At 40.7% G+C, this 15,769-nt stretch carries 14 protein-coding genes, 1 tRNA gene and 1 other annotated feature; of the genes, 4 read left to right on the top strand and 11 right to left on the bottom strand.

Annotated elements, in window-relative coordinates; all coding sequences use genetic code 11:
• The first annotated feature begins 290 nt into the window (after window positions 1–290).
• From G1O98_RS15305 to G1O98_RS15295, 3 genes are all read left to right on the top strand, one after another.
• Window positions 291–713 carry a DUF4363 domain-containing protein gene (locus G1O98_RS15305; RefSeq protein WP_163929581.1) on the top strand — a complete coding sequence of 141 codons (423 nt, stop codon included), beginning with the start codon at window positions 291–293 and terminating at the stop codon, window positions 711–713.
• 134 nt (window positions 714–847) lie between these two features.
• A complete protein-coding gene (locus tag G1O98_RS15300; RefSeq protein WP_163929580.1) occupies window positions 848–1,123 on the top strand; it encodes a peptidase in 276 nt (91 codons plus the stop codon).
• 449 nt (window positions 1,124–1,572) lie between these two features.
• Complete coding sequence (locus tag G1O98_RS15295) at window positions 1,573–2,571, top strand: RNA polymerase sigma factor, RpoD/SigA family (protein ID WP_163929579.1); 999 nt, start codon at window positions 1,573–1,575, stop codon at window positions 2,569–2,571.
• Between the two features lie 84 nt (window positions 2,572–2,655).
• Here G1O98_RS15295 and G1O98_RS15290 read toward each other — a convergent pair whose 3' ends face one another.
• The 8 genes from G1O98_RS15290 to G1O98_RS15255 form a co-directional block, all read right to left on the bottom strand.
• Window positions 2,656–3,294 carry a ThiF family adenylyltransferase gene (locus G1O98_RS15290; protein ID WP_163929578.1) on the bottom strand — a complete coding sequence of 213 codons (639 nt, stop codon included), beginning with the start codon at window positions 3,292–3,294 and terminating at the stop codon, window positions 2,656–2,658.
• Between the two features lie 33 nt (window positions 3,295–3,327).
• A complete protein-coding gene (locus G1O98_RS15285) occupies window positions 3,328–4,161 on the bottom strand; it encodes a hypothetical protein (protein WP_163929577.1) in 834 nt (277 codons plus the stop codon).
• 148 nt (window positions 4,162–4,309) lie between these two features.
• Window positions 4,310–4,365, bottom strand: a sequence feature (23S ribosomal RNA rRNA prediction is too short).
• Window positions 4,366–4,527: 162 nt separating this feature from the next.
• Entirely contained in the window at window positions 4,528–4,944 is a 417-nt protein-coding gene (locus tag G1O98_RS15280; protein WP_163929576.1) for a hypothetical protein, read from the bottom strand.
• A gap of 189 nt (window positions 4,945–5,133) precedes the next feature.
• A complete protein-coding gene (locus G1O98_RS15275) occupies window positions 5,134–6,000 on the bottom strand; it encodes a hypothetical protein (protein WP_163929575.1) in 867 nt (288 codons plus the stop codon).
• Window positions 6,001–6,083: 83 nt separating this feature from the next.
• Complete coding sequence (locus G1O98_RS15270) at window positions 6,084–7,517, bottom strand: vWA domain-containing protein (protein WP_163929574.1); 1,434 nt, start codon at window positions 7,515–7,517, stop codon at window positions 6,084–6,086.
• Window positions 7,518–7,861: 344 nt separating this feature from the next.
• A tRNA-Phe gene (locus G1O98_RS15265) sits at window positions 7,862–7,930 on the bottom strand.
• Between the two features lie 32 nt (window positions 7,931–7,962).
• Complete coding sequence (locus G1O98_RS15260; RefSeq protein ID WP_163929573.1) at window positions 7,963–8,688, bottom strand: hypothetical protein; 726 nt, start codon at window positions 8,686–8,688, stop codon at window positions 7,963–7,965.
• A gap of 472 nt (window positions 8,689–9,160) precedes the next feature.
• Window positions 9,161–9,361 carry a hypothetical protein gene (locus G1O98_RS15255; protein ID WP_015132106.1) on the bottom strand — a complete coding sequence of 67 codons (201 nt, stop codon included), beginning with the start codon at window positions 9,359–9,361 and terminating at the stop codon, window positions 9,161–9,163.
• Between the two features lie 208 nt (window positions 9,362–9,569).
• On the opposite strand from G1O98_RS15255, the gene G1O98_RS15250 reads away from it, so the two are divergent.
• Complete coding sequence (locus G1O98_RS15250) at window positions 9,570–9,797, top strand: hypothetical protein (protein WP_163929572.1); 228 nt, start codon at window positions 9,570–9,572, stop codon at window positions 9,795–9,797.
• 210 nt (window positions 9,798–10,007) lie between these two features.
• On the opposite strand, the gene G1O98_RS15245 is transcribed toward G1O98_RS15250, so the two are convergent.
• The 3 genes from G1O98_RS15245 to G1O98_RS15235 all read right to left on the bottom strand — a co-directional run bounded on the left by G1O98_RS15245 (window position 10,008) and on the right by G1O98_RS15235 (window position 15,572).
• Entirely contained in the window at window positions 10,008–11,504 is a 1,497-nt protein-coding gene (locus tag G1O98_RS15245) for an aldehyde dehydrogenase family protein (RefSeq protein WP_163929595.1), read from the bottom strand.
• Window positions 11,505–11,776: 272 nt separating this feature from the next.
• Entirely contained in the window at window positions 11,777–12,499 is a 723-nt protein-coding gene (locus tag G1O98_RS15240; RefSeq protein WP_163929571.1) for a cyclase family protein, read from the bottom strand.
• Between the two features lie 271 nt (window positions 12,500–12,770).
• Window positions 12,771–15,572: a PAS domain S-box protein gene (locus tag G1O98_RS15235; RefSeq protein ID WP_345940558.1), complete on the bottom strand. Its 2,802-nt coding sequence runs from the start codon at window positions 15,570–15,572 to the stop codon at window positions 12,771–12,773.
• Window positions 15,573–15,769 lie beyond the last annotated feature (197 nt).

Genomic DNA, 15,769 nt, shown 5'->3' with positions numbered 1-15,769 from the left:
TGTGAGTTTAAGTCCCACACTAATTAATTTTGAATTCTACATTCTTTTTAATTATAAATAAAGTAACAAATAACACCTAACTTACTTATCAAAAATAATGAGGTATCAATTCCAAATTAATATAGAAAAACAGCCTTAATACAACCGTACCAATAAAAAATTGTATAAAAAACTTTAGCATTTACAGAGAGAAAGCTAGCATAGAATCTTCCTACACCTCCAGCAACTTTAGCTGATATAGTAGCTGATACCGTCATTACTTGGCGACTTATCATTATTCAAGAGGTCTTATGAAACGCTTAATCTACATCATCCCTGTTACTGCAATTAGCTTACTGACATTAGTAGGATGCAACAGCGATCAAAAATCCACCACCCAAACTCCTACTACCACAGAAACCACTAAGGCAACAACAGGATCTAAAACCCCTAGTGCTACGCAGGGAGGTTTTAATACTTTGACCGGTGTCGTTACAAATACAAAAACTGCGGTGCAAGCCGGAAACTTTGAGAAAGCTCAACAGGAATTTAATAAGTTTGAAAATTCTTGGTCTAAAGTTGAGGATGGTGTCAAAACTAAATCTTCAAAAACCTATAATGTCATCGAAGATGCTGCGACCCAGGTGAAGGGTTCGCTAAAAGCAAAAGATAAAGCGAAATCTCTTAAAGGATTACAAACACTTGAGACAAACATTGCCACTGTTTCTAAGTGAGGTAAAACTAACATAGAGCAGGATTTAAAAGACAAGAGACACCAAAAAAAGTCTTTATATCTGGCTTTGAGACAAATAGTTCTGTAGCTTATCAAGTTGCGAACTGCTATAGTTTCCACTGGAGATTTTGGATAATGCGTTCATTTCGCAAATATCACCGGACTCTGGCGATTATTTTGGCTTTACCGCTTGCTGTAACATTGTTAACTGGTATTGCAGCTACCCTGGTAGGTGAGTGGTCAGCTAACATTGGAGTTCCACGTAGTCTACTACTTTCGATTCATCGTGGTGAAATCTTGGGATTACAGGGAATTTACCCAATTTTGAACGGACTAGGGCTATTAGGGTTGTTGGTTACTGGATTAAGTATGACTAGTTTGTTTAGTAGAAAAAGGTCAAAATCTGAGTAAGGATTAATCAAAAGCGATCGCAGTCTTTTAAGATATCAAGTCAGTTACCCTGCGATCGCAAAAGTGAAATCAAACCATAATCCATTGTCTCCAGTGCTGTAAAACTAATTGTAGAAGCAGTCCCAGAGTTATTGCTCCTGCTTCAGAACGGACTAGAATTTGGACAGACATAACTTTTTCAATTCTTTGACAAGCTCCTGTAACATCAAGCTATTAACTTAAAAAATATTGCTTTTAACAAAATAAAGATCCGTAGCAACAACTAAAAAATATTTCAGATTTCTTGACTTTTAAGTTACTCAGTACTGAATGCTGAGTAAAAAGTAAAATTAGGACAAAAGCGAAGCAAGTAGCCTGGATTTAAGGGAATATAAAATGTTTTGCTACTACCAAGAGGATTTTTAAAACATCCTCTAAACCAACAAATGTTTTTGAAGGTTCAAATAACTATGAATAATCTATCTTACAAGTATCTAGAAGAAAGTAATAAAAAGGAGAAAATTTTATATACTGCTGATACAGTGCGTACTTATCTTCGCGAGATTGGACGGATACCTTTATTAACTCATGAGCAGGAGATTAATTTCGCCAAGCAAGTTCAAAAAATGATGGCTTTACTAGCTACGAAAGAAAAATTAGCTATTCAATTAAAACGTCAACCAACACAACAAGAGTGGGTTGAAAATATAAATATTGGTGAAAGATCACTACTACAACAGCTACATCAAGGGCAACAAGCCAAGCAGAAAATGATTCAGGCGAACCTGCGACTTGTAGTATCTATTGCTAAAAAATATCAAAGACATAACCTAGATTTTCTCGATTTAATTCAAGAAGGAAGTTTAGGCTTAGAGCGAGGAGTTGAGAAATTTGACCCAACTAAAGGGTACAAGTTTTCAACTTATGGCTATTGGTGGATTCGCCAGGCAATTACACGAGCGATCGCTGAACAAGGACGTACTATCCGCTTGCCTATTCATATTACAGAAAAGCTGAACAAAATCAAGCGGATTCAACGTGAACTAACTCAAAAATTAGGTCATACTCCTACCACAGTTGATATCGCCGAAGAACTATCTTTAGATCCAAAACAAATTCGAGATTATTTACTTTTAGCACGTCAACCTGTCTCTCTAGAATTACGAGTTGGCTCAGACAAAGATATAGAATTACAAGATATGTTGGAGGATAATGGACTCTCTCCAGAATTATATGCTGAACAGAAGTTTCTTCAACAAAATATTCAAAATTTATTGGTAAAATTAAATCCCCAGCAACGAGAAATATTAACTTTACGTTTTGGTTTAACAGATGGAAATGAACTTTCTTTAGCAGAGATTGGTCAACGGATGGGTATTAGTCGAGAACGAGTGCGACAGATAGAGCAACAAGCTTTGGGTAGTCTAAGAAGACACAAGGATAAGATACACAGCTATCTAGCTAATTAATTCGTGATGGGCTACCCTCCGCTAGACTAACGTAATTAAGGGGATTTATACCCTGCTACAAGCCGCTAAGAGGGTTTAAGCAATCTACAAAAATAGAGATTGAACAGTCAGATCCTTCTGGGTAATGCTGAAGTTATGTTGTTCTGCTGTCGCAATGAATGAAACGATCGCTTCACACGCCACAGCAACGGTTAACATCACCAGGTTTCGTGCCAACGGATAATCACAGACATCATCATTAACCTCAGAAGGAACGCGATAAACGTCATTCCAAATCACTTCTGCATAATCAGTCGATAGTCCAGCATGAAGACAAGGAATGCTTAACTGTTGAGCATAATCTTTCACTGCTTGACGTGCCACACTATTGTCAAAGACATCGACAATTAGCTGGCTGTCTTTGAGTAGTTGAGTTGTATTTGCTGGTGTTAACTCCTTTATTTTGGCATCAACTTTAGTACCAATTGCTCGATATAAATTATTTGCCAAGATTTTTGCCTTGAATGCTCCAACATCAGAACGGTAGTAAGGCTGAGTCGAAAGGTTACGCTCCTCAATGCGATCGCGATCAATCACTGTAAGTTTATCAAAACCAGAGCGAGCTAAGTTTTCTGCAATGTTAGCTCCTAATGCTCCAGCGCCACAAATAGTTACAGGATAGTTTTTCAACTTTGCCATCACAGCATTGGTGCGGTAAAGCTGTTCGTGAAAAAAGATACTCATAATAATTCGTAATTCGTAATTCGTAATTCGTAATTAATACTCTTGGTGTTCCATTACACCTACTAAGGATTGCAAGTCAAAATCGCGATCACGTCCACTCAGACAAATGCCAGAACTGACAACAGTCAAATCAGTTTTAGCGATCGCACTACTATGGCGAACACCATCAGCAGTTGTCCAATCGACTGTCCAATAATCGCCGCGATCGTGGAATTGATTTAATTCACCGCCACCCATTTGCAAAGCCTTTTTTAGTCGCTTTTCATCCTGTTGAGGTTGAGTAAATCCCTCAATGCGCCGAGTTGCTAATTCATACACTGTGCGGATTTCTGAAGTAATGCCCTTAAACTGTAATTCTTCAGCAGGAATGAGTTGCTTGACGGCAGATTGCAGAGTTTCAAAAATTGCCGGATCGGTACGGCGATCGACTTCCTCAAACCAGCAAGAATATCCATTCCATCGGGCAATGATTTGCTCAAAGGTAACGCCCTCGGTAACTAAGTGGACTGCGATCGGCTTAACTACCTTTAACCGTTGACGCATATCTACTTCATTCACGGGGTATGCTAACCAAGTTTGTTTCCGCAGTTGATGTGCTAACCGCAGCCGTATTTGGGGAAAGTGTTGCAGGTATTCTGCAATTTGGGGTAAGTCTGCTTCTTCTACAACCGTTGCTGTTTTCTCATTCACAGCCTGAAAAATACCCCAACCTTCAAATTTACCAGGCTTTGGCGTGAAGGTGTAAACCATCCCGGCTACCCTTGTGCGAACTCGTCCACCTTTGACACAGGGCGCAAGGAATTGGGTGGTATGTAATTGCGCTTCTGCGATCGCAATTTGGTTGATTAGCTTAAATATGTTAGCCATAACTAATACCAATTTTTTTAAACAAGGTTACAGATGCAACCCTATAAAATCTGACTTTCTGAATTACGAATTACGAATTACGAATTAATAAAATTCTGCGTGCAAGTTGGTGGAGCATTGCGTGTTCTCAGTTACTAGAGGGACTCCACTGGTGAGTTGTTACACACTCTTTCAAGGATGGCTACTTTTAAGCCTACCTCCCAGGTTCTTCGCACTCCCCGTTCACACACGCCCACTGTATTTGACAGTGTTACTTTTCCTCTCGTACTAGTATGTAGGCTCCAAGAGTTAGGGCACGCATATAATTATTATACTACAATACAATACAAAAATATTGTAAATGTAAATGCAGAATGGTTATTGTAATTAACACTCATTCTGAAAAGGAAAATTTTTGTAGGTAAGACCGTGCTTACTACGACCCATTTTATCCTCAATTTCTATTCTTATGGACTCAATGTAATTACCTTGATACTCAAGTATAGAGAGGATTAAACGCACTATAAGATTTGCAAGTTTACGAACTTCTGGTGCAATATCCAAGCCACCAAAGCCTGCATGAACAATGTTGTCTCTAATTTTTATGAATTCAAGTTCTGGAAATAAGTCTTCGTAGGGAACCTTATAAAATTCTAGCATTTGTTTAAGACTTGTTCTGAGGCTACCCACTTTATTCAATGAGGCATCATCAAATGATTTCTCAACTTTTGCTCTGAATATATGATACTTTCCTACAGTATCTTGATCATCAAATTCTTTTTGATATTCACTTAAAATACTCAAAATTCGCTTCCGGATTTTTCTATAAATAGAGGAAGGAATGAGCTTACTGCTAAATACTGACAAGTGCTTTTGATTTAGTGTTTCTAAAACTGTACAAAGTAGTATAAATTCTACTGAAACTGTATTGGTAGTAAATGCTTCAATATACCAATGTAAGGCTAATCCTAGTCCTTTATCACTGAAGGTAACTCATGTTACTTTTGAAGCACATTGCTGAATAAACAAATGCAAATATGGCTGCTGGATTACAGCAACTCCACCACCTTTTATAAAAACCTGACTGCCAGACCAATACTCTATCTTTTTCTTTCCACTACTACTCTGAGTTATTTCAATTCTATAAATCTCTTTTATAGATTTTCCTGTTGCAAATGAGATTAATAGTTCAAACCATGCAAAATAAGTATTGAATGGAATTTCTTCTGTATTGTTTTTATCTATAATTTTAAATATCATTTCAGCGCTTAAAATATCAGCCTCTTTATTACCTATATATGCCGATACAAGACTGAATTCACATTTGGAATCTAGAAAAAGAGTTGAAAAATTGTATAGTATTTCTAAGTTAGACATACCATAGATAGATTCTATTGTTTTGCCACTAATACATTCAGAATTATAGTCAATATATAAATCGCTTAATCTAATTAAATAATTTTGAGTATTTACCGCAAAATGTTGGTGGTTAATTGTAAAATTAGCATTTGCAATGTTTGCTTTAATAGCCCATCCTTCAGAAGTTATTCCTTCAATTATGTAATCACCCTCATAAGGAGTTTGAATTAATTCCTCTTCAAGATCGTCTGTTTGAGAAATTACCAATCGATAAAGATTTTTGTTTTCTATAATCTCTAAGGACTTTTTAGATTTAATATCGGCAGATTCATAAAAAAATTTATAACTAAAACTTTCCTTGATTCCTGAGTCGATATCAATAAAAATATTTCCATTTTGAAAGCAAAGAATATTAGCAATAAAATTCTCAATTGGTTGATTATCTTCTTCATGTAGCTTTCTTAAATTCCCTAAAAAACTAAATTTATTTTGAATCTCCATAAATCTGCCTTTTCCAATATGAAGGGTTACCTACTGAATAAGCATTGCTCACCAGTTCTGGCAAGCAATGCCACATTCTAACCTTACTTATCCTCTCTTACAGGCAACGGCATATCTAAAATCTCCATCAGCAAATCCAGACGAGAGGGGCGCGTTAAAAGTGGGACAAGATTCGGCAAACTGTAGTAGTCACCCGCAAAAGTAAATGTATCTACAGGTGCTTGCTGCTGCTTTAGTTGACTCTCCACCCAGTCGTAATGACCACCCACACGGACAATCACCACATTGGGCATTATCGCCAACTCCCGGCAGTAGTTCTTGTAGACTTCACCGAAGTAAGGAGCAGCATTTTCGCCCTCATCCGTCACCAAGATAATCTGGTCAACCACCTGCTTTTTCCGCCGCATTGCTTCCAATGCACAGCCTATGCTAGTGCTACCCCCTGCATTGATGTGCTGGAAGGCACGCTCCCAGTCGGTCAACTCCTTGCCTTTTGCCGTAACAGCGTAAGGAATGGTGTCAAAGGCGTAGACAAACAGTTCTGCCTTTGTGATACCAGAAATTAGGGCAGCGAGTTGCTTACCGATAGCGATCGCATTTTCCATTGAACCAGACTTATCCACCAGTAAAGCAGTTGGACGAGCGATCGCACCGCGCCGCTTCACCTGTTCGTTTGTCACCTTTTCCAGCTGGGCAACGGTGTCTGCGTCAAAATCTCCTGCATCTGTGGCAATCTGTGCTTTGAATGCTGAGACACGCCCACTCTTAGAAGCTGCTTCCAGTTTGGAATCAATCAGCTTTTTCACTTGTGGGTGATCCATTGCACCTCTAGTCTGGAGAGACTTGAGGTTGTTGATCACTTCTTGTGGAGACATACTATTGATTAACGCCACCAAGACAACTGGTGTAAGTTGCTTGATTGCACCAACTGCGATCGTATATGGAATTTTGAACTCCACAATCAGCCGTGCCTGTTCTACGGCATTTGTTGCCTTAGCCAGCTGCTTCAGCACATTTGCTAAGGAACCCTCTGGAGGAGTATCGCCAAACAGAATCGCATTTGCCCGTTCATTTGGCTTGATGTGCAGCGAAGCATATAAGTGCTTCATTGCCTTACGACCTCGCAAAGCGGCGCGATCAAACAGAGCCGGATTGCTCTCCCGTGTCTTCAAGTAACGCCGTACCGCAGTCCGAGCCGAACGAGGCAGTTTATTCTGCTGCTGCTTCATGAAGTCCACCACACGAGCTACCTGATAAGGTGGAAACTCTTGCAACATCATAAATCCAGCATCTCGGTGTTCAGTCAAATTGCTGGTTAGTAAATAAGCTAGGAATACTTCTTTATGGTCACGGACATCACCATGACGCTGATACCAGACTGCCAAATGTCCGTAGAAAATGGGATCGAGTTCAACAATTAACTGATGAATTTCTGCGACTTGCTCAAGCTTGCGGTGAGGAGTTGTGAGCAAACTGTTGAGCATTTCCAAACGCAGGTCACGTTCTGCGGTATTCATTATGAACCTACTCTAGTTGTGATGAATGAGGAGGCAGATGTTGCACGCGGGGCGATCAAGTCACCGCGCAAGTTGTAGAAGCATCATGTATAACTTGTGCAGAGTTATGTAAGCTTCTGCGATCGGGGCGCGGCAACAACTGCCAAGTAAAAGGAAGTGGGGACTGGGGATTAGGGACTGGGTAATGAGCTGATTAGTAAGTGAAATTCTCTGTCTTTTCTCTTCACCTTCGCGTCTATGCGGTTCGTTTAAAAAACTAGTTTTCGCAACTCAAAGGCACTGAAAGCAAAGAGAAATTATCATCAAATAAGATCACCTCGTGCAAGTCGAAAAAGCTGTTGATTCACACACGGGATTTGAACCCGTAGTTGCTTGATCTTCATTCAAGTGCCTTACCATTCGGCTAGTATGTAAGCTTTTTCAGTTAGGGCACGAAGTGAAAAATTTAGATTTTAGAAAGTTGATTTAAAATAAATCGAATTTCTTTCTTATTACACTGCTGTTTACTAACAGCGTAAATCATTCGACCTCTATACATTGCGGCAGAACGATGAATTATACCTTTCACAACATCGGTCACATAATCAGTTGGTGGCGGTGGAAAATCTTCAAAGGTAATTAAATACCAAATATCGTTTAGCTTCTGGTATTGATGATAATTATCAATGATGAGAATATCAGTTTGTTCCTGCTTTTGCTTCTGCTTTCGAGGTATTTTCTCAGATGCACAAAGAATTCCGGTTTCAGGATGGATATAGAAGCGATCGCGATAGCTTACATCTAGCTGATTTCGATACCCTTGATAAGGCTTGCTATAGAAACCACCATCAATTATTTCTACATACCGTTCAACGTAGTCCCACACATGACCGATAACATGCTGTCCTGCCATTGTACTGGGATCTAATCGTTGACACAGTTGGCTGTAAACGTCATTCCAAGGCTGTCCAACTTGCGATCGCAAAAACCGACGCAGAGGGCCGAGATGGTCTGAAAGATACTTAGATTTATTTATTGGTTTAATCAGGTAGGGATTCAACAATCCATCCTGAATAGCATCCTGGGTGATTTTGTATAATTGCTTCTTAAAGCCAGTCACCTTTTTGAGGCTAATTCTCCTCCCACCGCGAGGACGCTCAATCACAATCTCGCTCAAACGATGTTCGCTCATATCTCACGTTGTTTAAATGCAGTTGTACTAATTGAGTTGTTATTAAACATGAGTTAGCTAACATCATTGAACTCACCTCCGTATTGAGTAAAGGTTATAGATAAATACAATTCAAATAATTAGAATTCCGCACAAGTTAGCAAAGCAGTTTTCACAATTGCCTATACCAATTTGGCTACGCTCCCATTAAAGGGAGCGACAGGAATCGAACCTGCATTCCGTTGCCGGAGTGTGTGTAGGCTTTACAAGTTAGGGCGCGGAATTAAGTCTTAATTCATTCCGTGCAAGTTCAAGAAGCTTTTTACAGCTACGGCCGCTCTTACCAAATATTGGCAGTGGGCACGCACGCTAAATCTGCGAGAGACTTAGAAATCATGCTTCGCTTAATCCGATCGCTCGAACTTTACTACCTTAGGGTCGTTATGAATGTGTATGTATGCTTCTTCTGTTAGGGCACGGATGACTAGGAAATTTAACCATAGACAGCTTCAGGGCGAATGATCAAATCGCCACTAGGACGGCGATCGATTACGTAAGCAGAAAGGCGATCGCTATTCACATCTAAATGCCGAGCAACGCGCTCCTTCACTGCCACATCATTCATCCCTGCTGCAATTCCCAATTGGGTTTTTGGCACATCAACAGAACGTCCTTCAAATCGAATATGAACCATTGCAATCACCTCTTGTTTTAATTACAAATTGATATTAGTGGATCTGATCGGGATTGAACCGATACCCTCCCTGTGAGAGTTACACTCACACCTCATGCGAGTTGAAAAAGCTGTGGTAACACCGCAGGAATTGAACCTGCACTTATCGTTTTAGAGACGATCGCTCTACCATTGAGCAAGTATGTAAGCTTTTTCTGTCAGGGCACAAGTGACATCCGGGATCTCTACCGTTAGAGCTACAGACCCAAGTTTCCATGATTGCGATGCTCTAATTGAGGTTATTGCAACCTTCAATAGAAGTCAAAGCAAATGGAGCCGTCGGGAATCGAACCCGAATCCTGCAACCGTCCGTTTGTTGGTTTCGGAGCAGTCGAACCCCAATCGCGGCCCCAAACAGTGGCATTTATGCAATTGCCAAGCTTCTGAGAGCTTTTAGTTTTGCCTTTGTTGTCGGCTTTCTTTTCATACTACAAATGTAATACAAGCTCTACATGATGTCAAGGGGATACTACAAATTTTGCAGTCCAATGCGTGTTATTTAGATTCTCTTTTCTAAAAGGCTTACTCCCCTTCCTTTGTAGGGAAGGGGCTGGGGGTTAGGTCTTTTTTAAAAGTCTACTCAACTGAAAATGGCTGTATTGCGAAATTAACTGCGGTTATCTATCTGAGCGCGTTGTAAACTTCCAGAAAAATCAACATAAACACTTTTCCATTCTGTGAAAACATCCATTGCGGTAGTTCCAGCTTCGCGGTGTCCGTTACCGGTTTGTTTCACACCACCAAAAGGCAAATGTACTTCTGCGCCGATAGTAGGGCCATTAATATAGGTGATACCAGCTTCGATGTCGCGCATGGCAGTAAAAGCCCGGTTGATGTCGCGGGTGTAAACTGAAGAAGAAAGACCGTAATTGCTATCGTTGAGAATTGCGATCGCTTCCTCAAAGGAACTAACCTCAATTAATGCCACCACTGGCCCAAATATCTCTTCACGGGCAACTCTCATATCAGGAGTTACATCATCCAAAATAGTTGGTTGAAAGAAGTAACCGTTTTTCAATGAGCCTTCATTGGCAATTTCTCCACCAATTAAAACCTTTGCTCCTTCCTCACGGGCGATATCTAAATACTTGCTTACCTGTTGGAGTTGCTTTTCATTGATAATCGGGCCAATATCTGTATTGGAGTCAGTGCCAGCACCCAAGCGTAACTTACTAGTACGCTCGTAAAGCATGGCGGTAAATTTTTCTTTGATATCACGATGCAAAATCAGGCGACTAGTAGCCGTACATCGTTGACCGGTTGTCCCAAATGCTCCCCACACTGCTCCATCAAGAGCAAGTTCTAAATCGGCATCTTCCATCACTATTTGGGCATTTTTACCACCCATTTCCAGACAGACACGCTTGTGAGTGCGTCCGCAAGTAGCGCCAACATAGGCACCCGTTTCTGAAGAACCAGTAAACGATACCAAATCTACATTGGGATGCTCAACTAAAGCTTTCCCGGCTTCTTCTCCTACACCATGCACCAAGTTAATTACTCCTGGTGGTAAACCTGCTTGTTGGAAAATTTCAATCAATTTAGTTGCACAGGCTGAGGTATCTTCGGCAGGTTTGAGAATAACTGTGTTGCCACACACCAAAGCTGGCATAGCTTTCCAGCAAGGAATTGCTACAGGAAAATTCCAGGGAGTGATTAAGGCACAAACTCCGATAGGCATTCGCACAGTCATAGCGAATTTATTAGACATTTCCGACGGTGTAGTTTGCCCAAATAGTCGCCGTCCTTCGCCAGCACTGTAAAAAGCACAGTCAATACCTTCTTGCACATCTCCCCTAGCTTCTGTCAGAGGTTTACCCATTTCCCGACTGATTAACTGGGCAAGTTCTTCTTTATGCTGGAGTAATATTTCCCCGACGCGAAAGATGTATTCTGCCCTCGCTGGGGCCGGGACTGTGCGCCAACTGCGGTAGGCTTTACGGGCTGCGGCTACTGCTGTATCTACATCATTAACTTGCGATCGCACAAATGTGGCAACGATTTCGGTTTTGTCCGCAGGGTTGCGACTTTCTAAAGTTCCTTCCCTTATAGCATTCAACCATTGACCGTCGATGTAATTGCGGCAAGATAGCGGAGTTGTCATCTTAAAAATCCCCGGCTGATGATCGAGTGAAACTTGTGTACTGATAACCACTTCTATATGAGAAACGAACCGCAAAGGACGCAAAGGACGCAAAGAAAGAAACAATAAGCCAAGAAAATTTGGCAAGACTCTGCGTACCTTTGCGTTTACTTTGCGTTCCTCTGCGTTTAAAAACGCTACGATTTGACACAAAGCTGTACTAAGTTTGCTTGCTTTCTAGGTTATCCTCAAGTTTAAAAAATTGGTGTGAGAAGCAAATATCGATATAAAAATTAAGGCACTAACGCCAAGACACCCACAGGAGAGCCAGAACCACCACGCAATCGAAGAATCCCGATCGCTAGAGTAGTACCTTTGGGTGGTAACTGATCCAAATTGGTGAGATTTTCCAAAACAATACGCGGTTTTTCCAATACCAAACGATTAGTAGCAAAAGTGTTATCCTGTCCTCGGTCTACACCATGAGTATCAATCCCTACCCCAGCAATTTGCCGTTCCTTCAGTAAGAATTGAGTTGCATCGCTACCAAACCCTGGAAAATGAGCAATACCTTGAGCATCATGATTTAGAAATGCATTTTTATCAAACCACTTTTTTTGCCAACCAGTATTCAGTATAACTACGCACCCTTGAGGAATCTCACCGTATTCTTCTTCCCAAGCCCCAACATCAGCAACAGTCAGGGCATAATCAGAATTCACGGCTGTGGCTTGACGAATATCTATGACCACCGCAGGTACAACCAGAGATTGGGCGGGATATTGGTCAATTCCCATACTATAGCTATGGAAGCTGTTAGGAGCGTTGATATGGGTAGCACTATGTTCCCCCAAGGCTAAACGTCGGAGGTAATAGCCATCATTATTTAGTTCAGCCACAGTTTCAAATTCTACTGTGGGATCTCCAGGCCACTGGGGAATATCTATGTCAATCACGTGACTTAGATGAATAACGCGTGTGTAGGTGATACTATTTTGACCTTGGGGTTGTATCATCCCAGCCTTCTACTTTACTTGTATTCAGGGATTTTTTTAAAGGTGCTATCGCCTGGGTTGGGCTATGCCGACGCAAAGATAGTACTACCATTACAGAGTAATTAAAGTGTAATATTTCTAGTCCTAACCCCCCATAATAGTACAAATAATCCCCCCAATTCCTGTAAATTTTAGGTTTTTTGGGGGGTCAAATGTTGCAGCAAAAAGTGAATTAATCTTAGTTAACAACCAATAGGTTAACTTTTTGGTTAAGAAAAGATTAAAGTTATATTTATGTTGAAGGTTGCTCATGTAGTGGAATCATGATAATAAACTCCGCACCTTCTCCTGGTGCTGAAATACACTGGATTTTTCCGCCGTGTTTTTGGACGACAATTTGGTAGCTAATTGACAAACCCATACCCGTGCCTTTACCCACGGGTTTTGTAGTAAAGAAGGGGTCAAATAAGCGTTTGCGTACTTCTTCAGTCATGCCTGGGCCATTGTCAGCAAAGCTAATGATTACATAGTCTTCTTTGATAAGGGTACGAATGCGAATCTGAGGAGAAGTCATTTGTCCTTGGTCGTTTGTCCTTTGTTTAGAGTTATTTACTAATGACAAATGACTAGTGACAAATGACTCTTCTAAAACATCGATCGCATTTGCCAGCAAATTCATAAATACCTGATTCATCTGTCCAGCGTGACAGACTACTGGTGGTAGGTTGCCATAGTCTCGGATTACTTGAATTTCGGGATATCCTGGTTTGGCTTTCAGACGATTTTGCAACAGCAGTAAGGTGCTATCAATACCTTCATGAAGATTTACTGCTTTCGTGCCGTCTTCATCAAGGCGAGAAAAATTGCGTAAAGATAGGACTATCTGCCGAATGCGTTCGGCTCCCATGTTCATGGAATCCAGAATTTTCGGCAAATCTTGCTTGAGAAAGTCTAAATCTATGTTGTAGATTTGTTCGTGAATTTCTGGTGTTGGTGGGCAGTAACTCTGTTGATAAAGTTCTACCAAGTGCAATAAATCTTTGGTATATTCACGGGCGTGGCTAATATTGCCGTAGATAAAATTGACGGGATTATTGATTTCGTGGGCAATACCTGCAACCAATTGTCCCAAACTGGACATTTTTTCGGTTTGAATGAGTTGCGCTTGAGTGTGTTGAAGTTCTAGTAATGCTGCTTCTAGTTGCTGGGCTTTGTCTTGGGCTGTTTGAGCAGCAATGCGACTTTGGGTGTAGAGTTTAGCTTGGTCAATAGCGATCGCTATTTGCACTGTAACTGCCTGTAGTAATTCTACTTCGTTGTCTAGCCAGGGGCGGAAGCCACCACAAGAACCACAGCTAAATGTGCCTATTTCTCCAGATTGGGTGTGTACAGGTAGCGACATAAAGGCAGTGAAACCAAAATCCTGCAAAAATAGCTGTGTAGTGAAATCGCCCACAGTCTCTACATCATTAATGCGAATAATTTCCCTATTCAATGTTTTGGCTGCAATGAGTTTGATTTCTGCACTAGTTGCTTCTTGCTCGTTAAGCAGACAGGGTAAAAAGGAACTTTTCGCTTCGTATACTTTCTCCCAGTAGGGAACCTCAGCGTCTTGCCGATACCAAAAGAAGGCGCAGCGATCGATCTGGAATAAGTCACGAATCTCCCGCACTGCGGTTTCCACAATGTAATTGAGATCCAAGGAAGCTCGAATCTGGTTAGAAAGACGATTGAGTAATGCTTCCCGTTGGGCACATTCTCTAAGTGCAACTTCTGCTTGTTTGCGATCGGTGGTGTCATAGCAAATACCAACGAAGTTTACAACATTACCATTGGTATCTCTAATAGCAGATGAGTTGCTTGTATGCCATCGCCAACTACCATTTTTGTGTTTTACTCGATATTCAATTGCTTCTTGCTTTTGGGTTGTTGTCGCAATTCTTTGGAAATAATCTGCACAAATAGACACATCGTCAGGATGCACAAAGGGAACAAAAGATTGACCTTCAACCTCTGCAATCTCATGCCCAAAAATTTCAGTCCAGTTTGGAGAAACGTAAGAAAATATCCCCTCAAGGGTCAGGGCAAAAATAACGTTATTGGCATTTTCAATAATGGTGCGAAACTTGGCATCGCTTTCTATTAATGCTGTTTGTGCTTTTTCGCTGGTGTCACGCACAAGAACTATGATTTGCTGGTCTGGTAATGGTAATAATCTAGCTTCAAAATTATTATTCCCTTGTGGGAGCGGCAAGGTATATTCAAAACTGACTGAAGATTGAGTTACTAGTACTTGAGTTATTGCTTGCTGAAAGCGATCGCAGATAGCAGTCGGTAGGCATTCTCGCAAACTCTTGCCCTGACAATCTTCTGTTGAAATATACGAGTTCTCAATCTTTCCTGGTTTGTAATCCAGAATACTTCCATCAGCATTGATACGAAAGTACAAATCAGGAAGCACTTGCAAAATCGCTGTAAATTCTGATGTTCTTTGGCGTAACTGTGATTCAACTACTTGGCGTTTTGCAGTTTCGGCTTGTAGTTGCTTTTGTGCTTTTTTTAATTCTACTGCCTGTTTTTGTTCTGTTAATTTGCGGAGACGACGAGATGAATTTGTAGATGCCGAGCAGTCTTCTCTCAGGGTAGGTCGCACTTCTGTTACATCCACACAATAACCGATGTAACCCGCAAAGCTGCCATCTGCTGAAAATCGTGGCGCAGCTGTATCTAAAATCCAGCGATATTTGCCATCAGACCGACGCAGGCGATATTGCCTCTGGAAAGAATTATACGTTGCAAATGCTTTTAAGTATATATTTTTACATCGTTGTCGATCTTCTGGATGGACGCTACCAGCCCAGATATTGCTTATCTCTTCTCGTCGAGCAGATGCAGGCCCGCCTTTTCTTAGATGGGTTCCAGTAAATTCCAGCCAATTTGAATTTAAGTAGCAATAAAGTGCATTGCATCCAGCCATCCAAATCATCAGAGGAGAAGTATCTGCCTGCTGGCAAAATACTTTTTCATCCTGTTGTATTACTTCCTCTTGAACCATGATTTGGTTAATGTAGCTCTGCACCTTTTTAGAAAACACTTTTGCCTGCCTGCTCTGCCTAAATTATTAAGGTAATATGTCTGAAAATAGAATTTGTTAATAAAGGGATATCATCTTGATTGCGGCCTGTTATTTTATCTTAATACTTTATTTATTTTTATATCTTTAACAATTGCTTTTCTCTTGTAAATAAATTAAAAAAATGCTGAAGTTATCATTAAGATTAACTTCATGAT

Origin of the sequence: Nostoc sp. UIC 10630 (genome assembly GCF_010747425.1) — a bacterium.
Lineage (GTDB): Bacteria > Cyanobacteriota > Cyanobacteriia > Cyanobacteriales > Nostocaceae > Nostoc.
The sequence above is the reverse complement of the archived record's forward strand: the minus strand, read 5'-3'. Positions and strand labels throughout refer to the sequence as shown.

Bases quoted from the DNA above. Each gene is read 5' to 3' on its own strand.
- G1O98_RS15270 (WP_163929574.1), bottom strand. From the start codon at position 7,517: ATGAATACCGCAGAACGTGACCTGCGTTTGGAAATGCTCAACAGTTTG.
- G1O98_RS15275 (WP_163929575.1), bottom strand. From the start codon at position 6,000: ATGGAGATTCAAAATAAATTTAGTTTTTTAGGGAATTTAAGAAAGCTA.
- G1O98_RS15305 (WP_163929581.1), top strand. From the start codon at position 291: ATGAAACGCTTAATCTACATCATCCCTGTTACTGCAATTAGCTTACTG.
- G1O98_RS15255 (WP_015132106.1), bottom strand. From the start codon at position 9,361: ATGGTTCATATTCGATTTGAAGGACGTTCTGTTGATGTGCCAAAAACC.
- G1O98_RS15285 (WP_163929577.1), bottom strand. From the start codon at position 4,161: ATGGCTAACATATTTAAGCTAATCAACCAAATTGCGATCGCAGAAGCG.
- G1O98_RS15295 (WP_163929579.1), top strand. From the start codon at position 1,573: ATGAATAATCTATCTTACAAGTATCTAGAAGAAAGTAATAAAAAGGAG.
- G1O98_RS15245 (WP_163929595.1), bottom strand. From the start codon at position 11,504: ATGACAACTCCGCTATCTTGCCGCAATTACATCGACGGTCAATGGTTG.
- G1O98_RS15240 (WP_163929571.1), bottom strand. From the start codon at position 12,499: ATGATACAACCCCAAGGTCAAAATAGTATCACCTACACACGCGTTATT.
- G1O98_RS15290 (WP_163929578.1), bottom strand. From the start codon at position 3,294: ATGAGTATCTTTTTTCACGAACAGCTTTACCGCACCAATGCTGTGATG.
- G1O98_RS15300 (WP_163929580.1), top strand. From the start codon at position 848: ATGCGTTCATTTCGCAAATATCACCGGACTCTGGCGATTATTTTGGCT.
- G1O98_RS15260 (WP_163929573.1), bottom strand. From the start codon at position 8,688: ATGAGCGAACATCGTTTGAGCGAGATTGTGATTGAGCGTCCTCGCGGT.